The following is a 22,571-nucleotide window of genomic DNA, read 5'->3' as shown; positions in this document are numbered from 1 at the left end:
AGGAGATGTGCGAACTCGTCACCTTCGCCTTCACGCCCGTCAAAGGAGCCTGATCATGCATGAGGTAGCCATCATCGGGGTCGGCCTGCACCCGTTCGGCCGCTTCGAGGGGAAGTCGGCGATGGAGATGGGTGTGGACGCCATCTTCGCCGCGGTCGCCGACGCCGGGGTGGAGTGGAAGGACATCGGGGCGGCGACGGGCGGCAGCTGGACGGTGGCCAACCCCGACGCCATCGTGGGCATGGTCGGGTTGTCCGGCATTCCGTTCACCAACGTGTTCAATGCCTGCGCGACCGCGGCCAGTGCCGCCAAGGTCTGCGCGGACGGTATCCGGTTGGGCGACTACGACATCGGGATCGCCGTCGGCCTGGACAAGCATCCCCGCGGCGCCTTCACCGAAGACCCGGCCCTGGTGGGCATGCCGAGCTGGTACGCCGAGAACGGCCAGTACCTGACCACCCAGTTCTTCGGCATGAAGGCTAACCGGTATCTGCACGAGCACAACATCTCGGCGCGCACGCTGGCCAAGGTGGCCAACAAGAACTTCCGCAACGGCGCGCTGAATCCCAATGCGTTCCGGCGCAAGCCGATCAGCGAGGACGACATCCTCAACTCGACGATGCTGAACTACCCGCTGACCCAGTACATGTTCTGTGCACCGGACGAGGGTGCGGCCGCGGTGGTGATGTGCCGGGCCGACCTGGCGCACAAGTACACCTCCAAACCGGTGTACCTGCGCGCGGTCGAGGTCCGCACCCGCCGCTACGGCGCCTACGAGGTGAACACCACCTGCGCACCGGTCGTCGAGGACGTCGCGCCGACGGTGTACGCGGCGCGGGCGGCCTTCGAGAAGGCCGGTGTCGCGCCCGAAGACGTCGATGTGGTGCAGCTGCAGGACACCGACGCCGGGGCGGAGATCATCCACATGGCCGAGTGCGGTTTCTGCGCCGACGGGGACCAGGAGAAGCTGCTGGCCGACGGCGCCACCGAGATCGGCGGATCGCTGCCGATCAACACCGACGGCGGGTTGATCGCCAACGGTGAGCCGATCGGCGCGTCCGGCCTGCGCCAGATCCACGAGCTGGTGCGCCAACTGCGCGGTGAGGCCGGCGACCGGCAGGTCCCCGGCAACCCGCGGGTGGGCTTCGCGCAACTGTACGGCGCGCCCGGCACCGCCGGCGCCACCGTGCTCAGTCTCTGACCGCCCAAACGAACAAACCGGCGGAAAAGTGCGAGTAAATCCCACCATTTCGTCGATCTCGGCCTCCTGAGAAAGGCAGCTTCCGATGACCGAGCAGTTCCGGGACGCACCGATCTTCGATGCCGACCAGCACATGTACGAGACCGGCGACGCGCTGATCAAGTTCCTGCCCGAGAAGTACAGCCGCGCCGTGCAGTACGCCCAGTTCGGCAGGCAGACCCGGGTGGTGATCAACAACCGGGTCACCGACTTCATCCCCAACCCGACCTTCGAGCGGGTCGCCGCGCCGGGCGCGCACGAGAAGTTCTTCGCCGGTGAGAACACCGACGGCCTGACGCTGCGGGAGATGCAGGGCAGGGCCATCGAGGCACCGGAGGCCACCCGCAACCCCGAGGCACGGGTCGCCGAACTGGACCGCCAGGGCGTCACCGAGGCGCTGAACTACCCGACGCTGGGCAGCCTGGTCGAGCACTCCAGCGCCGACGATCCGCAGCTGACCCTGGCGATCATCCACGCCCTCAACGAGTGGATCCACGAGCACTGGTCCTTCAACCACGCCGACCGGCTGTTCACCACGCCGATCATCAACCTGTCCGAGGTCGACGCCGCCCAGCGCGAGTTGGAGTGGGTCGTGGACCGCGGCGCCAAGGCCGCCCTGATCAAACCGGGACCGGTCAACGGTCTGCATGGCTGGCGCTCCCCCGCACTGCCGGAATTCGACCCGTTCTGGCGGGACGTGGAGGCCGCCGGGTTGCCCATCGTGCTGCACGCCAGCTACCCACCGCTGGACGACTACGTCAACAAGTGGGAGCCCGCGCATACCCAGAACTTCATGACCCAGAGCGCATTCCGCTGGATGGTGCTCGGCCACCGTGAGATCGCCGACATGATCACCGCGCTGATCTGCCACGGCACCCTGACCCGGTTCCCGAAGCTGCGCATCGCCAGCGTGGAGAACGGCAGCGGCTGGATCTTTCCGCTGTTCAACGACTTCGAGGATCTGCAGAAGAAGATGCCGCAGAACTTCCCGGAGCACCCGCACGACGTGTTCCGCCGCAACATCTGGGTCAGCCCGTTCTGGGAGGGTTGTGTGTCCGACGTGGTCAACACCGTCGGCTGGGACAAGGTCATGTTCGGTTCGGACTACCCGCACCCCGAGGGTCTGCCCGAGCCGCGGGGCTTCTGGAAGTACGCCGAGGGCATGGACGTCCGGCGCACCTACGACTTCATGGGTGACAATGCGCGGAGGTTCATGGGACTGCCGATCGCCAACCCGGATCCCGCCGCCGTCACACCACCGGCGCTGACCGTACCCTGACGGCCCACGGCCACCAGCGATCTGGGGATCCGGCGCACCAGCCGCTCCCGGCGCTCGCCGACCGGTGGTTCGACAGCTACGACACCTTCTTGCCCGGCGGCGAGTAGTTGGGCTTGCCCATCCCCAGCACGTGCTGGGCGATCATATTGCGGAATACCTCCAGGGTTCCGCCGTAGATGCCGACCAGCGGCGCGAACCGGTAGACGTACTCGCTGCGGTCGTCCGCGCCGCCGTCGGTGCCGATCGGCAGGGCCGCAACCGATCCCGCGATGTCCATCAGGTCCGGGGAGATGTCGCGCATGGTCTGTGCGATGGCGACGCGGCCGAAGATGCTCGGGCTGGACAGCGCCACCTCCAACCGCGCGTGCGCGCGGCCCAGCCGGTAGGCCACGGATCCGTCCTCGATGGACCCCGTCCGGGCGGCCAGGGCGGCGACGTTGTCCGCGGCTTCGGCCATGAACATCGCCTGATGCGACATGATCGCGACATCGTCGAGGCCGTCATCGGCCGCCGCGACCGCGCCGTGCTCGGCGTCGAGTGGTTCGCGCACCACCGTCCAGCCGCCGTTGATCTCGCCCATCCGGTACTTGTCGTCGACCCGGACGTCGGAGTAGTAGACGATGTTGGTGCGGTCCCCGTCGACGGTGCGGATGCCCTGGATCTCCACCCCCGGGGTGTCCAGCGGCACCAGGAACATGGTGAGGCTCTTGTGTTTCGGAGCATCCGGGTCGGTGTTGGTGATCAGGAAGGTGTACTGGCAGTTGTGCGCGCCGGTGGTGAACATCTTGGAGCCGTTGATCACCCACTGGTCGCCGTCGCGTACCGCACGGGTCTTGCAGGTGGCGACGTCGGAGCCGCCCTCGGGCTCGGTGTAGCCCAGGCACATCCGGACAGTGCCGTCGAACACCCCGCGCAGCACCTCGTCGCGGACCTCCGGGGCGCTGAACTTGGCCACCGACCGGGCGATCATGATGGTGGTCCCCCAGGTCACCCACGGCACCTCCGCGCGGCGCCGCTCCAGCGCCCAGATACGGCGTTGCACCCGGGTGAACCCGCCGTCCCCCTCGGGCTTGAACTCGCGCTCCAGGTAACCGGCCGCGCCGAGGGCCAGGTGCACGTCCTCGTCGAAGTTGTCGCCGGTCTCCCGGTCCCGGCGGATGACGTCCTCGGTGACCACCCGGGACAGCAGTTCGCGTAGCTCGGTCTGGAACGCCTTGTCCTGCGCGGACAGTTCGACGACTGAGAAATCCATGGTTATACCTCCTGGCTCTCGCGAGCCGAGACGATCTGGGCGATGCGGACGGCGGTGGCGCCCGGGTCACCGCCGGCCAGCGCCCAGCCGCGGGCGCGGACCAGGTACGCGGTGGCGGCGGCCTCCGCCGAGACGCCGAGGCCACCCTGCACGTGCACCGCGATGGTGGCGGCCTTGGCGGCCCCCTCGGCCATGAACACGAACGCCGACGGCCCGAGTTCGGGTCGTTCGTCGGGTTCGTTGTCCAGGAACCACGCGGCCCGCCGAGCCAGCCCGCGCCCGCCCTGGACGGTGATGGCGATGTTGGCCAGCGGATGCGAGATGCCCTGCAGCGTGGATATCGGCACCCCGAGGGTGTAGCGGGTCTTGGAGAACTCGGCGGCGATGGTCATCGTCTCCTCGACCAGGCCGACCAGCGCCGACGCGGTGAGCAGCCGCCATTCATCCAGGGCCCGTTGGTATTCGGCCAGTGCGCCGGCGCCACTCGCCAGCACCACCCGGGTGTCCGCGGCGCCGGGATCGACCCAGGCCATCGGCAGCTTGCCGATGTTGTCGACTTTGGCGGGCCGGGTGGAGAACCCGAGTCGCACGATGTCCTCCCCATCGCGGACGAGGATGTGGTCGGCGATCGACCCGGCCGGGATCAGCCGGGTACCGGTGGGTGCGACCTGCTGGGGGTCCAGCACCACCAGCTGGGTGCCCGCCACGATCTCGGCGGACTCCAGCGCACCGAGCCGGGCCAGCAGCCGGGCGGCCACCACGTGATCGATCCACGGCACCGGTGCCAGCGACCGGCCGATCTCCTCGGCGACCAGCGTCAGGTCCACCAGGGTGGCGCCGTCACCGCCGACCGACTCGGGCAGGCCCATCGTCGTTGCGCCCATACCGCACAACCGTTCCCACAGGCTCTTGTCGAAGCCGGCCGGTTCGGCCGCGCGCACCGCCTCGATGTCGCAGTGGGTCTTGAAGAACTGTCTGTAGGCCGCCTGCAGATCCTTGTGGTCCTCGGTCAGGCTGTAATCCAGTCTGCGCAGCTCGTAACGATCCATCAGTTGCCTTCCCCAAAGAAGAAATCGTGGGCATTGTTGTAGAGGTAGTTGTCCATCACGTCGGCGGGCAGATCCAGTGCCAGCGCCTCCGGTACCACGCGTTCCATCCGCAGCACAGGGAAGTCGGATGCGAAGATGACCTTGTTCTTGCCGCGGGTCCGCATGAAGTGAATCAGGCTTTCCGGCAGTCGCTTCGGCGACCAGGCCGAGGTCATCAGGCGCAGGTTCTGGTATTTGATCAGCATCCGGATCGCGATGTCCCACCACGGGTCCGCGCCGTGGATCATGCACAGCTTCAGTTCGGGGAACCGCACGCACACCCGGTCCAGGTGGATCGGGTTCTGCACCTCCCCGGGGATCGGCGGTCCGGGCAGGCCGGTGTTCACGCACAGCGGCAGCTCCAGTTCGGCGCACTTGGTGTAGAGCGGGTAGTACACCGCGTCACTGGGCGGGTACTGGCCGTCCCCCCAGAAGCTGGGGCCCACAACGGTGTACATCACCGGCAGGTCTTTGGTGATGGCCTCGAGTTCGCGCAGCGACGGGATGGGCCGCAACAGGTTTACCCCGCCCATCGCCAGTGCGAACCGGTCTGGGTGCGCCTCGACGAACTTGCGCGCCGTCACCGACGGTTTGGCCAGCGAGTCCATCAGGATGGCCCGCTGCACGCCGTGGGTGTCCATCTCCTCGAGCATCTGGCCCAGGTCGATGGGGTCGTACAGCGATCTCGGACCCTTGAAGTAGTCGTCGCGCACCTTCTTCATGAAGGTGGGCTGGTTCTCCGTCTCACCGAAGTGCACGTTGGCCAGGCAATCAATAACACGGTTCACCTTCTGCGTCACGCTCGAACCTTTCCCACTGCGACACTCTTCGCCCACCGGTAGTCGGCCTTGCCGTTACCCAGTCGCCGAATCTGTTCGACGAACAGCACATCCTTGGGGATCTTGAACCGCGCCAGTTCCGTTCCGCAGTGTTCGCGCAGGACGTCGGCGGTCACATCGGCGCGGGCCGCGACGATCGCGATGATCTCCTCACCCCAGCGCTCGCTGGGCCGCCCGACCACCAGCGCATCGGCGACCGCGGCGTGCGCCCGCAGCACGGCCTCGACCTCTTCGACGAAGACCTTCTCCCCTCCGGTGTTGACCACCAGCGAGTCGCGGCCGTACAGGCGCAGCGTGCCGTCGGACTCCAGGGCCGCCCGGTCGCCGGAGACCACCACCCGCTGTCCGTCCACCTCGGGGAAGGTCTTCGCGGTGGCCTCGGCATCGTCGAAGTAGCCCAGTGGGATCCGGCCGTTGCGGGCCACCCACCCGACCTCGGATTCCCCGGCCGCCAGGAACCTCGTGTAATCCGCGGCCAGTACCAGTCCGCCCGGCCGGAGCTGGAAGGTGTCGGCGGTCTCGGTCTGGCGCTGGGTGTGCCCGAAGCCCATGTTGCCGGTCTCCGAGGAGCCGAAGCCGTTGATGATGGTGATCTGCGGGATGTGTTCCAGCAGCGCCCGTTGATGTTTCGGGTTGGTTGCGGCCCCGCCGGTACCGATGGCGAACATCGAGGACAGGTCGTAACGGCGCCGGCCGAGTTCTTCGACCAGCGGTGCGGCGTAGGCGTCACCGACCATGGTCATCAGCCCGATCCTCTCCCGCTCGGCGGTTTCGAGCACCGTGCGCGGATCGAAGCGGGCCTTGGTGTCGTGCAGGACGACCGTCTGACCGGACAGCAGGCCGGAGAACGCCGTCCACATGCCCGCCGCGTGCATCAGCGGGGAGACCGCGAACCACGGCGGCCCGGCGTTGGCCACCTTCCGGTGGATCTCGCCGACCTCGTCGTGGTCGGCGCCGTTCATCGAGGAGACGTAGATGTCACCCTGGCGCCACAGCACACCCTTGGGTCGTCCGGTGGTACCGCCGGTGCAGATCATCAACAGATCGTCCGGCGATCCGGCTGGGGCACCGTCCGAATCCCCTTCGCGCAGCGCCTCGTCCAGCGGTACCGAGCCCGGGATCTCCTCGCCCTCGCCGTCGTCGACGCAGATCAGCAGCTCGGCATCCAGGACGGAGGCGAACTTCGCCCCCAGCGAGCGGTGGTAGATGATCGCCCGCGGCCGCAGGTAGGTCAGCAGGTCGGCGACCTCACCCGGCGAGTAGTAGTAGTTGACGTTGACCGGGACCGTGCGGGCCTTCAGGCATCCGATCACCATCTCGGGATACAGATCGTTGTGCATGAGGAGCGCGACGCGGTCCTGACCGCACTCCCACCGGTTCAGCTCACCGCGTTCGGTGTGGGCGCCCAGTCCGCGGCCGGCCAGGAAGTCGGCCAGCCGCCGGGTCCGGGCGGCACCCTGGGCGAAGGTGGTGCGCCGGGTGCCGCACACCGTCATCTCCCGGTCCGGTACCGCATCGGCGATGGCGTCGATGACAGCGCCGATGGTCCATTCGGTCACGGACGTCAGACCGTTGCGGCCAGATCACGGGCGCCCGGCGCGACCCGGTTCACATCACCGAGCAGTTCGAGCGCGTTGTCCCGCATGACCTTTCGGGTGTCCTCCAGGGAGAACTCCGGGAACTGCGGGATGTCGGCGGTGAAGGTGGTCGGGTCGGCCAGCCCTTCGCCGTGCGGCCAGTCCGAACCGAACAGGATCTTGTCGACACCGATGGTGTCCGCGAGCAGCTTGACGTCGTCCTCGTAGTAGGGCGCGATCCAGACGTTGTTGCGCAACTGCTCCACCGGATCCTCTGTGAAGTGGTACGGCGCATTGTTGGCGGCTTTCTTGAGCCGCTTGATCAGCCGGTAGACGAAGTAGGAACCGTTCTCGATGCTGACGACCTTGAGCCCGGGGTGCCGGGTGAACACCTGGTGCACGATCATCGAGGCCATCGTGTCGTGGATGGCGCGGTCGTCCATGAGCACCATGTCGAGCGGGTCGCGCTTACCGAAGCCCTTGAACACGCCGCTGCCGCCCCACAACGCCGGCACCGCCATGTACCCGGAGTCCGAAAGGTGGAACACCACCGGGACGCCGGCCTCGGCCAGCCGCGCCCACACCGGGTCATGGGACGGGTCGCCGAGGGAGCGCGGCCGGACCTCCCCGGGCACCGGGGCCGGGCGCACGCACACCAGCTTGGCACCGCGGCCGAGCACGAATTCGACCTCCTCGACGGCCTTGACCGGGTCTGCCAGCGAGATGATCGGCGCCGACACGAAGCGGCCGTCGGGCCGGTCGAACCCCCAGTCCTCGTCCAGCCACAGGTTGAACGCGTGCACCGAAGCCATCGTGGCCTCGATGTCATGCTTGAGGCCCTCCTCGACGCCGCACGCGAAAGTCGGCAGCATGAACACGGTTTCGAGGCGCTGCCGGTCGAGCACCTTGAGCCGGGCGTCCCGGTTCTGGTACTCGGGATGATCGGCGAGGCGGTCCACCTTCATCAACGAGGCCGGGTCGACACCTTCGGGAATCTCGCCGCGGAACAGCAGATCCAGGCAGCCCGGTTCGATGATCGGGTCGAAGGTCGGGTTGGGGATGAAGTGGTTGACCACCCCGCCGAACACCGCCAGCGTCCGTTTCCCGTCCTGCACCATCTGCACACCGCGACTGCGGAATTCCCTGGGCAGGTGCCGGGTGAACGCGTCGATCGGCTCGTAGTAGTGATTGTCGACGTCGACGGCCAGGTAGGGCAGGCGCTCTGGTGTGTCGGTCATGGTGGTCAACCTTTCAAAGCTCTTGTAAAGGCGGGAAATTCGGTGGCCGTTTCTCGAGGAACGCGGAGATGCCCTCGATCAGGTCGGGCCGCACCAGGGATTCGTGCATCAGTTTCTCGGCGCGGGCGCTCACGTCCACGACGGGGTCACCCGCGTCGCCGTACAGCTGGCTCTTGATCACCGCCATCGAGGCCGGGGAACAGTTACGCGCCAGGTCCTCGGCGTAGGCGAGTGCGGTGGGTAGCAGATCCTCCGGCGGCACGACCGCTTTCACCAGACCGAGCTGGGCAGCCTCTTCGGCGAGAAAGGTCCGGCCCGACAGCAGCAGATCCGCCGACGCTCCCCAGCCGGCCAGCCGCGGCAGGATCCAGGTGATGCCGTATTCGCCGATCAGTCCGCGGCGCGGGAAGGCCGTCGCGAATTTGGCACCGGCGGCGGCGAACCGGACATCGCACATCAGCGCGTGGGTGAGCCCGATGCCGACGCAGGCGCCGTTGATGGCGGCGATGACCGGCTTGCGCAGCGTGGTCAGGAAGTGCGGGTGCCGCTCGCCGACGATCTTGCTGACGTCGGTGTCGCCGCTGATCGACTCCCCCAGATCCTGCATGGCACCCATATAGGCGCCGGCGCAGAAGCCCTTGCCGGTGCCGGTCAGCACGACGGCCCGGACCGCGGCGTCGGCTTCGGCCCGGTCGAAGGCGGCGTAGACACCGCTGGAGATGTCGGCGCCCCAGGAGTTCAGGCGCTCCGGCCGATTCAGCGTGATGACGGCGACGCCGGCCTCGGAGACCTCGTAGCGCACGGCCTCGTTGCCCACGACCTCGGAACCGACACTGTCAGCAACAGTCATGGGCCGGCCCCTCCCGTTCAGGCATACATACTGTATACCTATCGGTAGTGCATTCCGCAACCCGCTCATGCGGCCCGCGACCTGCACAAAGTGGCGATCACACCGTGGTCAATCCGAGGTTGCGGCAAGCCTTTTCGATCTGCGCCTTCACGGCCGCGGGAAGCTCGACCTGCGGTGGCCGGAAATGCGGGTGCGACCCGGTTCAGGTGAAGTCGCTGCCGCCGTCGACGTTGATGTTGGCGCCGGTCATGTAGGAATTGCGCTTGGACGCCAGAAAGGCGGCCACCGGCCCGATCTCAGCGGGCAGGCCGGCCCGCGGCAGGTGCGCCGGGTGGCCGAAGTGTTCGTCGATGGCTGCCATCAGGGCGTACGGGTCGTTGCCGTCCACCCCGACCGACTGTGCCCAGCCCTGCAGCGCCTCCGACGAGATACTGCCCGGCGACACCACGTTGACCATGATCTCGTCGGGCGCCAGTTGCAGGGACAGGTTCTTGGACACACTGGTCAGCGCGGCCTTGGCCGCGGTGTAGGCCGGCAGCCGGGTGCTCTGCCGCTGTGTCGAATGCGCCGAGAAGTTGACGATGCGAGCCCATTCCGCCTGGCGCAGCAACGGCAGCGCGGCGCGCACGCAGCGCACCATGCCCATCAGGCCGGCGTCGAAGGCCTGCTGCCACTGCTGGTCGGTCAGCTCCTCGAAGTTGCCCGCCGCGCCCGGACCGACGGTGTTGACCAGGGCGTTGATCTCCCCACCCCACCGCTGCGCCAGGTCGGCGAACACCCGCTGCACCGCGGCGTCGTCACCGATGTCGGCGACGACGGCCACCGCGTCCGGACTCCCCCGCCGGGCCAGATCCGCGGCGGCTTCGTCGAGCACCTCTGGGGACCGCCCCACGATCGCCACCCGCGCGCCGTCGTCGGCCAGACACTGCGCGGTCGCGAAGCCCATTCCGCGGCCGCCGCCCACCACCACGGTGGCCGCCCCTGCGAAACCGAGATCCATTGCGTCTCAGCCCCTCCGGAGGATCAGCTACCGGTCCAGTTGGGGGCCCGCTTCTCGGCGAACGCGGTGGCGCCTTCGATGGCGTCCTTGGACCCGAACACCGGGGCCATGATCGCGTTCTGCTTCTCCCACATCTCGGACTGGCTCCACTCCGCGGACTTGACGATGATCTCCTTGGTCGCCGCGACCGCGAGCGGCCCGTTGGCGGTGATCTTCTCGGCCAGTTCCAGCGCCCCGGCCAGTGCCTCGCCGGGTTCGGTCAGCTTGTTGACGAAGCCCCATTCCACGGCCTGCTCGGCGGTGAAGTTCTCGCCCGTGAGCGCGAGCTCGAGGGCCTTCTGGTACGGGATGCGGTGCGGCAGCCGCAGCAGTCCGCCGCCGCCGGCCACCAGGCCGCGCTTGACCTCGGGGATGCCGAACTTGGCTTCCCGGGAGGCCACGATCAGGTCGGTGGCCAGCACCATCTCGGTGCCACCGGCCAGCGCGTAGCCCTCGACGGCCGCGATCAGCGGTTTGCGCGGCGGGCGTTCGGTGAACCCGATGCCACGACCGGGCACGTAGGGCAGCTCACCGGAGGCGAACGCCTTGAGATCCATCCCGGCGCTGAAGTTCCCACCCGCACCGGTGAGTACGCCGACCGACAGTTCCGGGCTGTCGTCGAGCTCATCCATCGCGGCCGCGAGGCCTTGTGCCACCGGGAGATTGAAGGCGTTGCGCGCCTCGGGCCGGTTGATGGTGATGACCAGGGTGCGGCCCCGGCGCTCGGTCAGGATTTCGTCGGCCACGCGTGAACCTCGCTTGTCGGATGTGAGAACGTCATTCGCTCAGCGGAAAACATTACTATAGCCATTACGGTAACCGGCCGAATTCCGCTGCGAGAATGCGCGTACCCGGACGACGGTATGGCTACCGGTAAGCTTGACGGTTCACCATCCGATGCGAAAGAGGTGCCGCCGTGGCCAAGCAACCGGTCGCTGAGAAACGCCAGCGTCGCGAGCGCGGATCGATCAACCCCGACGACATCATCAAGGGCGCCTTCGAACTCGCCGAGCGGGTCGGCATCGACAACCTCAGCATGCCGCTGCTGGGCAAGCATCTCGGCGTCGGGGTCACCAGCATCTACTGGTACTTCCGCAAGAAGGACGACCTGCTGAACGCGATGACCGACCGCGCGCTCAGCGAGTACGTCTTCGCCACACCGTATGTCGAGGCGAAGGACTGGCGCGAGACGCTGCGCAACCACGCCCGGACCATGCGCAAGACGTTCGTCGGCAACCCGATCCTGTGCGATCTCATCCTCATCCGGGCCGCGCTGAGCCCGCGCGCCGCCAAGGTCGGCGTGCTGGAGATGGAGAAGGCGATCTCCGGACTGGTCGAGGCCGGCCTGAGCCCCGAGGACGCCTTCGACACCTACTCGGCGGTGACCCTGCACGTGCGGGGGTCGGTGGTGCTGCAACGGCTGGCCGAGAAGAACCAGGCCGGCGACGAGGGCCCGGGCGCCTACGACCAGACCCTGGTGATCGATCCGGAGGTCGCTCCGCTGTTGGCGCAGGTCACCGGGGAGGGCCACAGCTTCGGCGCCTCGGATGAGAACAACTTCGAATTCGGGCTGGACTGCATCCTGGAGCACGCCGCCCGGCGACTCGAGGCCGACAGCAAAGATAAAACCCCGGCCCCGAAGGGCCGGGGTAAATCCGCCGGGTAGTGCACACCTCGCTGTAGATCAGACCTCGATGCTGATCACACTTCGATGCTGATCACACTTCGATGACGAGTCCGCCGCCCTGACCGCCGCCGGCGCACATCGCCGCCACGCCGATACCGCCGCCGCGACGCTGCAGTTCGTAGATCAGGGTGGTCACCATCCGGGCTCCGGAGGCCGAGATCGGATGTCCGAGGCTGCAGCCGCTGCCGGAGAAGTTGACCAGCTCCTCGTCGATGCCGTACTCGCGCACGGCGGCGATCGGCACCGAGGCGAACGCCTCGTTGATCTCCCAGAGCGCGACGTCCGAGGGCTTCAGGCCGGCACGGTCCAGCACGTGGCCGATGACCTTCACGCCGCCCAGACCGGTGTCGCGGGCGGCCACGCCGACCGAACCCCAGGCCTTCACCTTGGCCAGCACCTTCAGGTGCTCCGCGGCGGCGTAGTCGTCACCGACCACCACGACAGCAGCGGCAGCGTCATTGGTGCCACTGCTGTTGCCCGCGGTGATGGAGAATCCTTCGATCTCCGGGTGCAGGACCTTGAGCTCGGCGAGCTTCTCCACGGTGGTGCCGCGGCGCGGGTGCTCGTCGACGCTGAACTCGATGACCGAACCGTCGGGCTGGGTCACCTTGATCGGCACGATCTCGTCGAGGAACTTGCCGGCGTCCTGCGCGGCCACGGCACGCTGGTGCGAACGCGCGGCCCAGGCGTCCATGTCCTCGCGGGTGATCCCCGCGGACTGTGCGGTGTTCCAGCCGACCGTGATGGACATATCCCGCATCGGCGCGTCGGGGGTCTCCACGTGGGTGGGCGTCATCCAGCGTTCTTCGAACTTGAGCTCCGGGCCGGGGATGCGCCAGTTGGTCAGCGGCGTCATCGACAGCGACTGCACCCCGCCGCCGATCACGACGCGCTCCATCCCGGACGCGACCTGCGCCGACGCGTTGCCGATGGCGGTCAGGCTGCCGGCACAGTGCCGGTTGACGGCCTGACCGGGCACCGACTGCCAGCCCAGGATGTCGGCGACATAGCGGGCCAGGTCGCCGCCGCCGTAGTTCGATTCCGCGATGATCAGATCGTTGATCGCCGTGGGGTCGATACCGGCCCGACGCACGACCTCAGCCAGCACCGGGGTGAGCAGCTCCTCCGGCGGGGTGTTGACCAGCGTCCCCTTGAAGGACCTGCCGATGGCGGTGCGGGCGGCACCAACGATGACGGGGCTGGGCATGGGCGGAACCTCGAATCTGTCGATTGTCGATCGTACTTACAGAAACGCTAGCATTTGTAATGCCCCGCTGGTCACCGAGACTGACAGAATGGCGCGAACCACTCGCACTTTCCCGCCCGTCTGTTCGTTTCGGCGGGGAAGGTCAGCTGGGTTCGGGGACGTGGAAATGCTCGTCACGCAGCCGGAACGCCTCCTTGGTGCCGTGCTCGGCCCGGGTCTTGACGAAGTTGAACTCACCGGGCGAGAACTGCAGGTTGGTGCCGTAGGCGTGGAACAGGTAGCTGGCCACCTCCTCCCCCTGGTAGGCCTGGCTCTGCTCGACGAGCCGGAACGCCTCCTTGGCGATCACCACGCCGTCGGCGGGCATCTTCGCCGCCTTCAGCGCCCAGTACCGGGCCCGAGCCTGCACCTGGTCGGCATCGCAGGTATCGGTGAAGATCCCCAGATGTTCGATCGAGCCGGCCTCGATGATGTCGCCGGTGAGCAGCATCCGCCGCGCCAGCACCGGGCCGAGCCGGTGGAAGAACATGTGCAGACTTCCCAGCGCCGGGCCCAGGAAGCGGGTGGCGGGCATGCCGATCTTGGTGTCCCGGGCGATCACCGAGATGTCGGTCATCAGTGCCATCTCGAAACCGCCGCCGAGCGCGTACCCGCCGATTTCGCCGACGGTGACCTTCGGGAAGCCCAGGAGGTTGTGGTAGAAGTCAAAGGACTTGCGGTCCACCGTGAGTCGGCGACGCTGACTGGGCCGGGACTTCTTGGCAGCCGTGGACTCACCCGCTCCGGCACCCTGCTCTTCGCGCGAGCGCTCGTCGCCATACCAGCCGTAGGCGTTGTTCATATCCGCCCCGGTACTGAACACCCCCTCGGCCCCGCGTAACAGCACCACGGTGATGTCATCGTCCTCCGCGACGATGTCGAGGTAACGGGCGATCTCGCCACGCATCGCGGCGTCATACGAGTTGCGCTGCTTGGGGTTGTTCAGTGTGACGGTCGCGATGCGGTTCTCCGCATCGACCTCGAAGAGCACCCGGTCATCGGTCATGCGAAATCAGCCTCGCTTCAATTGTTCTGTCGGTGCCGGCGGCCAGCGTGGTCCGCCGTGCCGCGGTGAGATGGTCGACGGCGAGCTTGGTCGCCCGCGCCGAGTTGCCTTCGGCGATCGCGTCGAGCAGGCGCTGATGGTCGCGCAGCGCGGCACGCATGGTCTTGCGATCCATGGCTTCGTCCCCGTCGCCCCATACCGAGGATTCGTGGCTGGACCAGATCAGTTCCAGTGAGCCGATCAGCAGGATCATCGGCTCGTTGCCGCACCGGGCCACCAGCGCCTCGTGGAACCGGCGGGCATTGCGCACGTACTGCTCCACGTCCTCGAAGTGTGCCGTCTGGAAGTCGATTTCGGCCTGCAGATAGGGCACCACCTCGGTGCGCCGGTCCTCGCGGGCCGCGCACATCCCGGCGCAGATCGGTTCCAGGTGCAACAGTGCCCCGCTGACATCGGCCGGCGTCGCCGCGCGGGTCTGCAGCACCATGCCGATCATGTGTGCGGTGCGCTCGGCCGACGGCAGTTGCACCACCGCGCCACCCACGTTGCCGCGCCGCACCGCGATCAGACCGTCGGTCTCCAGCAGGTGGATCGCCTCGCGCAGCGCCGGTGGACTGACACCGAATTCGGAGTACAGGTTCTCCTGGGTGGGCAGGATGTCGCCGGCGCGCAACCGCCCGGACAGGATGTCGTCGCGCAGTTTGGACGCGACGATCTCGGCAACCCGTGGCTGCCGGATCCGCCGGGTGCGTCCTTCCATCGACGACCTTTCCTTGCTAACTTGTACAGGATAGTAACCGCATCGCCTACTGTATGGGCAACTGTATGGATATTGAAAGGCCGGGTGCCAGGTGAGCGACGGTTCGGTGACCACCACCCGCGCGGACTCCGTCCTGCGCATCACCCTCGACCGGCCCGACCGGCGAAACTCGTTGAGCCACGCGATGATCGACGATCTCGTCGGTCTTCTCACCGCCGCCGCCAGCGATGACTCACTGCGCGCCGTCTCGATCACCGGCGCCGGTGAACACTTCTGCACCGGGGCCGACTGGGTCGCCACCAACACACCCGGGGAACGGCCCCGCACCGGGGACCTGGTGCGGCGCATTCCGCACGGGGCGAACCGGATCATCGAGCTGGTCGCCACCATCCAGCTGCCGGTGGTCGCCACGGTCCGCGGTTGGGCCGTCGGCCTGGGCTGCAACCTCGCGCTGGCCGCCGATTTCACCATCGCCGACGACGGCGCCACCTTCTGGGAGCCGTTCCTGTCCCGCGGCTTCACCCCGGACACCGGTTCCACCTGGCTGCTCCCCCGGCTGGCCGGCGTCGCCCGCGCCAAGCGGATGCTGCTGCTGGGCGAGAAGGTCAGCGGAGCCGATGCCGCCGACTGGGGGCTGATCCACAGCGCGGTGCCCGCCAACGAATTGGACGCGGCGGTCGATGCGTTGCTCGCCCGGCTGGCCGGCGGGCCCACCGTCGCGATCGGCCTGGCCAAGCAGGCGATCGGCTACGGACAGCACGCCACCTTGTCGCAGTCGATGAGCCAGGAGCTGTCCAACCTCGAACTCTCCTGCCGCACCGCAGATTTCAAAGAGGGTCTGGCCGCGTTCCGGGAACGCCGCGACCCGCACTTCACAGGTCGTTGAAAGGTGAGCATGTACGAGACCATCAAGTATGAGGTGGACGGCCACAAGGCCACCATCACGATGAACCGGCCCGACGCGCTCAACGCGTTGTCCCCGCACATGATCACCGAGTTACGGGCGGCCTATCAGCAGGCCGAGGACGACGACAACGTGTGGCTGATGATCGTCACCGCCACCGGGCGCGCCTTCTGCACCGGCGCCGACGTCAAGGAGATCCCCGGCGACGGCAAGGTCATCAACGAGCGGCCCTACCTGTCCACCTATGAGCAGTGGGAGGCGCCGCAGGAGGGCACCCCGCCGTTTCGCAGCATGACCAAGCCGGTCATCGTGGCCGTCAACGGCATCTGCTGCGGCGCCGGGCTGGACTGGGTCACCACCGGCGACATCGTCATCGCCTCCGAGGCGGCCACCTTCTTCGATCCGCATGTCAGCATCGGCCTGGTCGCCGCCCGTGAGATGGTGCGCCTGGCCAAGGCGCTGCCCCGGTCGGTGGCGCTGCGGATGGCGCTGATGGGCAAGCACGAACGGATGACCGTGCAGCGCGCCTACGATCTCGGCCTGATCACCGAGATCGTGGAGCACGACAAGCTTCTGGAGCGCGCGCACGAGATCGCCGATACGGTGAATCGCAATGCGCCGCTGGCCGTTCGCGGTACCCGGCTGGCCATCCACAAGACACTGGACATGCCGCTGCACGAGGGTGAGATCCTCGCCGAGACGTTCCGCGAACGCGTCACCCGCACCGAGGATGCGCTGGAGGGACCGCGGGCCTTCGTGGAGAAGCGCCGGCCGAACTGGCAGGCGCGGTAGGTATGGAAACCATCCTGCTCGACCTCGACCACGACAGCCGGGTCGCGACCGTCACGCTGAACCGGCCGGAGGCGCTGAACACGTTCAACCGGCAGATGTGCCACGAGATGCGCGACGCCTGGCGCACCATCAAGGACGACGAGGGCATCAACGCGGCGGTGCTGTGCGCCGCCGGCGACCGTGCGTTCAGTGCCGGCCTCGACATCAAATCCAGCTACGGACAGCCCGAGATCGTCTGGAACCACGAGGATCCGGGCGAGCTGCTCAGCCCCAAATGGCAGAAGATGTGGAAACCGGTGGTCTGCGCGGTGCAGGGTATCTGCACCGCCGGGGCGCTGTACTTCGTCAACGAATCCGATGTGGTGATCTGCTCACCGGAGGCCACCTTCTTCGACTCCCATGTCACCTCCGGGCTGGTCTCCGCGCTGGAACCGATCGGGCTGATGCGCCGGGTCGGCCTGGCGCACACCCTGCGGATGGCGTTGATGGGCAACGATGAAAGGGTCGGCGCGGAGACCGCGCTGCAGATCGGGCTGGTCACCGAGGTGGTGGCTCGCGAGGAACTGTGGACCCGGGCCCACGAGATCGCCGCAACGATCGCCAACAAGCCCCCGACCGCCACCCAGGGCACCGTGAAAGCGGTGTGGGAGTCACTCGACAAGCCCTACCGTGCGGCGATGGACCAGGGGCTGATCTACACCAGGGTGGGCAATCCGATCGCCAAGAAGGAGCTCGCGGCCCGGCCGGTGCCGGCGACACCGCACCGGATCCGCTGATGACACATCCGCTTTCGCGACGTATCGGCACCGTGCTGGACCTCGATCCGTCGGCGCCCGCGCTGCAGTTCGACGGCCAGTGGTCGAGCTGGGGTCAACTCGCGACGCCGGCCCGCCGCGTCGGTGCGCTCGCCGCGGGCACCCGGGTCGGCATCATGCTGCGCAACAGCCCGCCGCACGTGGCGGCACTGCTCGGGGTGCTGGAGGCCGGCGGCACCGTCGTGGTCCTCAATCCGTCCCGCGGGGACGACCGCACCCGCGCCGATATCGCGAGCCTGGCGCTGCCGGTCATCGTCGGGCTGGCCGACGACATCGCCGACCTGCTCCCCCCGGCGTTCACCGGCACCGTGGTCACCCTCTCCGACCTGGACACCGCGCCCGAGGTCGTGGTGGGAGCTGTCACCGACGCCCACACCGATGGCGGGGCCCGTCCCGGTGTCGCGGTGTGGATGCTGACCAGCGGCACCACCGGTCCGCCGAAGCGGGTGGATCTCACCTACGACATGCTGGCGCGCAGCGTCATGGGCCGCGAACCCTGGCAGGAGCCCACCGACCTGCGCCGCGGGGTGGCCATCGTGAACTCCCCGCTGGTGCACGTCGGCGGGGTGTTCCGGGTGCTGCTGTGCCTGGCCGAGGCCCGCCCGTTCGTGCTGCTGCCCAAGTTCGACCTGCAGCGGTGGACGGCCGCGGTGCGCGAGCACCAACCGCGGGCGGTCTCGCTGGTGCCCGCGGCGCTGCGGATGGTGTTGCATTCCGACCTGACCCGCGAGGACCTCGCCGGCGTGCGGGCGGTCACCTCCGGCACCGCCCCGCTGTCCGCCGAGGACGCCGACGCCTTCACCGAGAAGTTCGGTATCCCGGTGCTGACCTCGTATGCCGCCACCGAATTCGGCGGCGGCGTGGCCTCCTGGACGCTGGCCGATCACCAGCAGTACTGGCAGGCCAAGCGTGGCAGCGTGGGCCGGGCCAATCCCGGCGCCCAGCTGCGGGTGGTGGACGAGGACGGCACCGTGCTCGGCCCCGATGAGCAGGGGCTGCTGGAAGTCAAACCGGCACAGATGGATCCGGGATCAGGCTGGATCCGCACCACCGACCTGGCCCGCATCGACACCGATGGTTTCGTGTGGATCCTGGGACGGGCCGATCAGGCCATCATCCGCGGCGGGTTCAAGGTGATGCCCGACGATGTCCGCACCGCCCTGGAGAGCCACGCCGCGGTGCGCGGCGCGGCGGTGATCGGCCGGGCCGACCGGCGCCTCGGCGAAACCCCGGTAGCCATGGTGGAGTTGCGTCCCGATGCGTCGGCCACCGCCGACGAGCTGCTGGGTTATCTGGCCGGCCGGCTGGCCCGCTACGAGATCCCCACCGACCTCGCCATCGTCGAGACGATTCCGCGGACACCCTCGGGGAAGGCCGATCTGGGGGCCGTCCGTGAACACTTCGCCAATCGTGGATGACACCGTCGGCGCACTGCTGGCCGCCCGCGCAGGCCGGGGCGGGCACCCGCTGCTGATCTGCGATGACCAGACGCTGTCCTATGGTGACGCGGACCGGCGTTCCGCGGAGCTCGCCGCCGGCCTGCTCGCCCTGGGTGCCGGCAAGGACACCCACGTGGGGGTGCTCTACCCGAACGGGCCGGAGTTCGTGGTGGCCATGCTCGCCGCCGCCCGGATCGGCGCGGTCGTGGTGCCGTTCTCCACCTTTGCCACCACCGCGGAGCTGCGCACCCAGCTGCTGGACAGCGATGTGTCGATCATGTTGTCGGCCCGCTCCTTCCGCACCCACGACTACCGGGCCCGGCTGTCGGATACCACCGGCATACCGTGCCTGCGCCACCTGCTGTTCGATCCGCCGGGCGCGCCCGTCGGCGCAGCACAGCTGGACCCCGTACAGGCCGATGTGGACGGCTCCGACGTATTGGCGATCCTCTACACCTCGGGCTCGACCGGCCCACCCAAGGGGGCGGTGCACACCCACGCCGGGCTGCTCGGTCACCAACGCAACCTCAACCGCATCCGCGGACTCGGAGCGCCGGACGTGTTGTTCTGCAACTCACCGTTCTTCTGGATCGGCGGGTTCGCATTCGGCCTGCTCGCCACTCTCGTGGCCGGGTCCACCCTCGTCTGTTCGAACGCCACCGATGCCGGTGCCACGCTGGACCTGCTGGAGACCGTGCGGCCCAACATCACCAACGGCTTCACCGCCGGCATCGCCCATCTGCCCCGGCACCCCGGTTTCGGTGACCGCGACCTGTCCTCGCTGCGGCGCGGCAACCTGTACCCGATCATGGCGCCCGAGGCCCGCCCGGCCGATCCGGAGTTGCGGCACAGCATGCTGGGCATGACCGAGGCCGGCAGCGTGCTGCTGATCGACGGGGACGAGACCGACCAGCCCGAGCACCGGCGTGGCAGCTTCGGCCGTCCGGCACCGGGTTTCGAGACCAAGGTGCTCGACACCGGGGAACTCTGCATCCGCGGCCCGTATGTCATGCAGGGGTATCACGGGCGGTCCAGGGAGGACTGTTTCGACGCCGACGGCTGGTTCCACACCGGCGACCTGGTCCGGGTGGACGAGGACGGCTACTTCTACTATCTGGCCCGGGCGGGCTCGATGATCAAGACGGCCGGGGCCAACGTCACCCCGGCGGAGGTGGTGAAGGCCATCGCCGCACGGGGTTTCACCGCACACGTGGCGGGCCTGCCGGACGCCGAGCGCGGTCAGGTCGTGGCCGCCGTCATCGTCAGCGACGAGCCGGTGGACACCGACGCGCTACGGCGTGCGCTGCGCGCCGACCTATCGGCCTACAAGGTGCCCCGCAGGTTCGCGGTCTGCCGCCCGGACGAGATCCCGGTGCTGTCCAGCGGCAAGGTCGATTTGCCCTCACTGACAGGGCTTTTCGATGACTGACACGATCGATGCGCTGCTCCGTTCCCGGTCCGGTGATGACCGGCCGATGGTGATCGACCCGGACATGAGCATCAGCTACGCCGAACTGGACAGCAGCACAGCAGAATTGGCGTCCGGCCTGATCGATGCCGGAATAGGCAAGGGCACCCGGCTCGGTCTGATCATGCCGAACTGTGCGGACTGGGTGCGCATCGCACTGGCCGCCACCCGGATCGGGGCAGTCCTCGTTCCGCTGAGCACGCTGCTCACCACACCCGAACTCACCGCGCAGTTACGCACCGCATCGGTCCAGCACCTGATCGCGGTCGAGGAGTTCCGTGGCCGCCGTTATGCCCCGGAGCCGGTGCCCTCGCTGCGGCGGATCTGGACCCCAGCCGAAATCCTGGCCTTGCGCGGGGACGCGCCGGCACCGCCGGTCCGGCCCGCCGATCCGCTGGTCATCATGTTCACCTCCGGGAGCAGCGGAGCCCCCAAGGGCGTGCTGCATTCGCATGGCAATGCGCTGGCGGCGACCCGTTCCGGACTGGCCGCGCGCCGCGTCGTCGAGGACACCCGGCTGTATCTCCCGCTGCCGTTCTTCTGGGTGGGTGGATTCGGGACCGGGATCCTCACCGCCCTACTCGCCGGCGCGACCCTGGTGACCGAACCGATCCCGTCACCGCAGTCGACCCTGGAGCTGCTGCGCCGCGAGCGCGTCACGCTGTTCCGCGGTTGGCCGGATCAGGCCGTCGCCCTGGCCAAGCACCTGGGCGGACGCACCCTGCCCGACCTCCAGGTGGGCAGCCTGGAGGCGCTGCTGCCCGCGGCCTTGCGGTCAGCGCCGGGTGCCCGCGCCGCATTGTTGGGTATGACGGAATCGTTCGGCCCCTACAGTGGGTATCCCGCCGACCGCGAGCTGCCCGAATCCGCGTACGGAAGCTGCGGAAAGCCCTTCCCCGGCATGGACGTACGCATCGCCGATGTCGAGACCGGACGCCCGGTGCCCGCCGGGGAGGTCGGCCAGATCCACATCCGCGGGCCGCACATCCTGCGTGGCATCTGCCGGCGCAGCCGCGAAGAGGTCTTCACCCCCGACGGCTTCTACCCCACCGGCGATCTGGGCTATCTGGACGCGGATGGGTTCCTGTTCTACCGCGGCCGCGCCGACGACATGTTCAAGGTCAGCGGCGCCACCGTCTACCCCGGCGAGGTGGAGCGTGCACTGCGCACCATCGGCGGGGTGCGGGCCGCATTCGTCACCAATGTGCCTGCCGGGCAGCATAATCAGGTGGGCGCCGCGGTCATCGGCACGTTGCGCGTCGAGGAGCTGCGTGCCGCCGCGCGCAGGGTGCTGAGCGCGTTCAAGGTGCCGACCCGGTGGCTGCTGCTCGACGACGATGAGGCGATCCCGCGCGGGGCGACCGGCAAGGTCGACAACACCGCGTTGCGGGCGTTACTGGCGGCTCAGCCCTGAATCCGCCACGGCGCCAATAGCAGCTCACAGGCGTAGCGCACGTCGGCGACGGCCGCGGCGGCATCCAGCTGCCCGGCCGTCGCCCAGGTCAGGATGCCGTACATGCACTGCTCCACCATCCGGACCAGACGGCGGTCCTCCTCAGAAGGTGCATCGATTCCGGCGATCGACAGGATGCGCTGCGGCATCACCGGATCGGCGGGGGTATCGGCGGCGGACCTGATGACGTTGACCGACACCAGCATCGCCCGGGCCAGCTGCGGTTCGGCCAGCAGATTGCCGGCCGCGGTGCCGAGGAAGTCGCGAACGGCCGCCACCGGATCGGCCGGGGCCGCCCCGACTGAATCGGCCGACCCGGCCGTGGGTTCGGGCAGCGCCGCGATCGATGACGTCAGCGCCGCGGCGAACAGATGGTGCTTGGACGGGTAGTACCGGTACAGCGTGCCCAGCGCCACCCCCGCGTGCGCGGCGACATCGGACATCTGCACCCGCTCCAGCCCATGCCGCTCCCCCAGCCGGCGCGCCGCGTCCAGGATCGCGGCGTTACGGGCCAGTTGTCGGGGTGTCGATGCGTACCCCGGCTCACGGGGTGTACCGATGCGCGGCATGGGGACCGATCCTCACAAAACTAGAATTAA

General features: G+C 68.1%; 21 protein-coding genes. 9 read left to right on the top strand and 12 right to left on the bottom strand.

What is annotated here, in order from left to right; all coding sequences use genetic code 11:
• The first annotated feature begins 55 nt into the window (after positions 1-55).
• Positions 56-1,201: a thiolase family protein gene (locus K0O62_RS09850; protein ID WP_073855834.1), complete on the top strand. Its 1,146-nt coding sequence runs from the start codon at positions 56-58 to the stop codon at positions 1,199-1,201.
• 85 nt (positions 1,202-1,286) lie between these two features.
• Positions 1,287-2,519 (top strand): amidohydrolase family protein, encoded by a 1,233-nt coding sequence (locus tag K0O62_RS09845; protein WP_073855833.1) that lies wholly within the window; start codon positions 1,287-1,289, stop codon positions 2,517-2,519.
• 76 nt (positions 2,520-2,595) lie between these two features.
• Here the strand turns inward: K0O62_RS09845 and K0O62_RS09840 are convergent, their stop codons facing one another.
• The 8 genes from K0O62_RS09840 to K0O62_RS09805 all read right to left on the bottom strand — a co-directional run bounded on the left by K0O62_RS09840 (position 2,596) and on the right by K0O62_RS09805 (position 11,148).
• On the bottom strand, positions 2,596-3,771 hold the full coding sequence (locus K0O62_RS09840) for an acyl-CoA dehydrogenase family protein (protein WP_073855832.1): 1,176 nt from the start codon (positions 3,769-3,771) through the stop codon (positions 2,596-2,598).
• Positions 3,772-3,773: 2 nt separating this feature from the next.
• Complete coding sequence (locus tag K0O62_RS09835) at positions 3,774-4,820, bottom strand: acyl-CoA dehydrogenase family protein (protein WP_073855831.1); 1,047 nt, start codon at positions 4,818-4,820, stop codon at positions 3,774-3,776.
• Positions 4,820-5,659, bottom strand: a complete 840-nt coding sequence (locus tag K0O62_RS09830; protein ID WP_097933762.1) for an amidohydrolase family protein — start codon at positions 5,657-5,659, stop codon at positions 4,820-4,822. The genes K0O62_RS09835 and K0O62_RS09830 overlap by 1 nt, the downstream gene beginning before the upstream one ends.
• Complete coding sequence (locus K0O62_RS09825; RefSeq protein WP_073855830.1) at positions 5,656-7,257, bottom strand: acyl-CoA synthetase; 1,602 nt, start codon at positions 7,255-7,257, stop codon at positions 5,656-5,658. The genes K0O62_RS09830 and K0O62_RS09825 overlap by 4 nt, the downstream gene beginning before the upstream one ends.
• 5 nt (positions 7,258-7,262) lie before the next feature.
• A complete protein-coding gene (locus K0O62_RS09820; RefSeq protein ID WP_073856172.1) occupies positions 7,263-8,513 on the bottom strand; it encodes an amidohydrolase family protein in 1,251 nt (416 codons plus the stop codon).
• A 13-nt stretch (positions 8,514-8,526) separates the two neighbouring features.
• Positions 8,527-9,363 carry an enoyl-CoA hydratase gene (locus K0O62_RS09815; RefSeq protein WP_073855829.1) on the bottom strand — a complete coding sequence of 279 codons (837 nt, stop codon included), beginning with the start codon at positions 9,361-9,363 and terminating at the stop codon, positions 8,527-8,529.
• A gap of 202 nt (positions 9,364-9,565) precedes the next feature.
• Positions 9,566-10,363: an SDR family NAD(P)-dependent oxidoreductase gene (locus K0O62_RS09810; protein WP_073855828.1), complete on the bottom strand. Its 798-nt coding sequence runs from the start codon at positions 10,361-10,363 to the stop codon at positions 9,566-9,568.
• A gap of 23 nt (positions 10,364-10,386) precedes the next feature.
• The gene (locus K0O62_RS09805; protein WP_073855827.1) at positions 10,387-11,148 is read right to left on the bottom strand and encodes a crotonase/enoyl-CoA hydratase family protein; all 762 of its coding nucleotides are present in this window, start codon (positions 11,146-11,148) and stop codon (positions 10,387-10,389) included.
• A gap of 170 nt (positions 11,149-11,318) precedes the next feature.
• Between K0O62_RS09805 and K0O62_RS09800 the strand changes: the two genes are divergently transcribed.
• The gene (locus tag K0O62_RS09800; RefSeq protein WP_073855826.1) at positions 11,319-12,068 is read left to right on the top strand and encodes a TetR/AcrR family transcriptional regulator; all 750 of its coding nucleotides are present in this window, start codon (positions 11,319-11,321) and stop codon (positions 12,066-12,068) included.
• A gap of 52 nt (positions 12,069-12,120) precedes the next feature.
• On the opposite strand, the gene K0O62_RS09795 is transcribed toward K0O62_RS09800, so the two are convergent.
• The 3 genes from K0O62_RS09795 to K0O62_RS09785 form a co-directional block, all read right to left on the bottom strand.
• On the bottom strand, positions 12,121-13,296 hold the full coding sequence (locus tag K0O62_RS09795; RefSeq protein ID WP_073855825.1) for a thiolase family protein: 1,176 nt from the start codon (positions 13,294-13,296) through the stop codon (positions 12,121-12,123).
• Positions 13,297-13,438: 142 nt separating this feature from the next.
• The gene (locus tag K0O62_RS09790; protein ID WP_073855824.1) at positions 13,439-14,341 is read right to left on the bottom strand and encodes an enoyl-CoA hydratase/isomerase family protein; all 903 of its coding nucleotides are present in this window, start codon (positions 14,339-14,341) and stop codon (positions 13,439-13,441) included.
• A complete protein-coding gene (locus K0O62_RS09785) occupies positions 14,331-15,101 on the bottom strand; it encodes a FadR/GntR family transcriptional regulator (RefSeq protein WP_073855823.1) in 771 nt (256 codons plus the stop codon). The genes K0O62_RS09790 and K0O62_RS09785 overlap by 11 nt, the downstream gene beginning before the upstream one ends.
• A 91-nt stretch (positions 15,102-15,192) precedes the next feature.
• On the opposite strand from K0O62_RS09785, the gene K0O62_RS09780 reads away from it, so the two are divergent.
• The 6 genes from K0O62_RS09780 to K0O62_RS09760 are packed head-to-tail and all read left to right on the top strand — an operon-like array spanning position 15,193 to position 21,933.
• Entirely contained in the window at positions 15,193-15,987 is a 795-nt protein-coding gene (locus tag K0O62_RS09780) for an enoyl-CoA hydratase/isomerase family protein (RefSeq protein WP_073855822.1), read from the top strand.
• A gap of 9 nt (positions 15,988-15,996) precedes the next feature.
• Positions 15,997-16,797 carry an enoyl-CoA hydratase/isomerase family protein gene (locus K0O62_RS09775; RefSeq protein WP_073855821.1) on the top strand — a complete coding sequence of 267 codons (801 nt, stop codon included), beginning with the start codon at positions 15,997-15,999 and terminating at the stop codon, positions 16,795-16,797.
• A gap of 2 nt (positions 16,798-16,799) precedes the next feature.
• Positions 16,800-17,573, top strand: coding sequence for an enoyl-CoA hydratase/isomerase family protein (locus K0O62_RS09770; protein ID WP_073855820.1), 774 nt, complete (start codon positions 16,800-16,802; stop codon positions 17,571-17,573).
• Positions 17,573-19,030, top strand: coding sequence for a class I adenylate-forming enzyme family protein (locus K0O62_RS28630; protein WP_073855819.1), 1,458 nt, complete (start codon positions 17,573-17,575; stop codon positions 19,028-19,030). Before K0O62_RS09770 ends, K0O62_RS28630 begins: the two co-directional genes overlap by 1 nt.
• Entirely contained in the window at positions 19,005-20,480 is a 1,476-nt protein-coding gene (locus K0O62_RS09765) for a class I adenylate-forming enzyme family protein (RefSeq protein WP_372512823.1), read from the top strand. Before K0O62_RS28630 ends, K0O62_RS09765 begins: the two co-directional genes overlap by 26 nt.
• Entirely contained in the window at positions 20,473-21,933 is a 1,461-nt protein-coding gene (locus tag K0O62_RS09760; protein ID WP_073855818.1) for a class I adenylate-forming enzyme family protein, read from the top strand. Before K0O62_RS09765 ends, K0O62_RS09760 begins: the two co-directional genes overlap by 8 nt.
• Here the strand turns inward: K0O62_RS09760 and K0O62_RS09755 are convergent.
• Positions 21,924-22,541, bottom strand: coding sequence for a TetR/AcrR family transcriptional regulator (locus K0O62_RS09755; RefSeq protein WP_073855817.1), 618 nt, complete (start codon positions 22,539-22,541; stop codon positions 21,924-21,926). The two genes, K0O62_RS09760 and K0O62_RS09755, sit on opposite strands and share 10 nt — an antisense overlap.
• Positions 22,542-22,571 lie beyond the last annotated feature (30 nt).

The sequence above is a fragment of the Mycolicibacterium diernhoferi genome (assembly GCF_019456655.1).
Taxonomy (GTDB): Bacteria; Actinomycetota; Actinomycetes; order Mycobacteriales; family Mycobacteriaceae; genus Mycobacterium; species Mycobacterium diernhoferi.
Note: the sequence above shows the minus strand (reverse complement) of the source record. Positions and strands in the feature narration are given on the sequence as shown.

Coding starts and splice junctions, on each gene's coding strand:
- K0O62_RS09850 (WP_073855834.1), top strand. CDS start 56: ATGCATGAGGTAGCCATCATCGGGGTCGGCCTGCACCCGTTCGGCCGC.
- K0O62_RS09845 (WP_073855833.1), top strand. CDS start 1,287: ATGACCGAGCAGTTCCGGGACGCACCGATCTTCGATGCCGACCAGCAC.
- K0O62_RS09840 (WP_073855832.1), bottom strand. CDS start 3,771: ATGGATTTCTCAGTCGTCGAACTGTCCGCGCAGGACAAGGCGTTCCAG.
- K0O62_RS09835 (WP_073855831.1), bottom strand. CDS start 4,820: ATGGATCGTTACGAGCTGCGCAGACTGGATTACAGCCTGACCGAGGAC.
- K0O62_RS09820 (WP_073856172.1), bottom strand. CDS start 8,513: ATGACCGACACACCAGAGCGCCTGCCCTACCTGGCCGTCGACGTCGAC.
- K0O62_RS09815 (WP_073855829.1), bottom strand. CDS start 9,363: ATGACTGTTGCTGACAGTGTCGGTTCCGAGGTCGTGGGCAACGAGGCC.
- K0O62_RS09810 (WP_073855828.1), bottom strand. CDS start 10,363: ATGGATCTCGGTTTCGCAGGGGCGGCCACCGTGGTGGTGGGCGGCGGC.
- K0O62_RS09795 (WP_073855825.1), bottom strand. CDS start 13,296: ATGCCCAGCCCCGTCATCGTTGGTGCCGCCCGCACCGCCATCGGCAGG.
- K0O62_RS09790 (WP_073855824.1), bottom strand. CDS start 14,341: ATGACCGATGACCGGGTGCTCTTCGAGGTCGATGCGGAGAACCGCATC.
- K0O62_RS09785 (WP_073855823.1), bottom strand. CDS start 15,101: ATGGAAGGACGCACCCGGCGGATCCGGCAGCCACGGGTTGCCGAGATC.
- K0O62_RS09775 (WP_073855821.1), top strand. CDS start 15,997: ATGTACGAGACCATCAAGTATGAGGTGGACGGCCACAAGGCCACCATC.
- K0O62_RS09770 (WP_073855820.1), top strand. CDS start 16,800: ATGGAAACCATCCTGCTCGACCTCGACCACGACAGCCGGGTCGCGACC.
- K0O62_RS28630 (WP_073855819.1), top strand. CDS start 17,573: ATGACACATCCGCTTTCGCGACGTATCGGCACCGTGCTGGACCTCGAT.
- K0O62_RS09760 (WP_073855818.1), top strand. CDS start 20,473: ATGACTGACACGATCGATGCGCTGCTCCGTTCCCGGTCCGGTGATGAC.
- K0O62_RS09755 (WP_073855817.1), bottom strand. CDS start 22,541: ATGCCGCGCATCGGTACACCCCGTGAGCCGGGGTACGCATCGACACCC.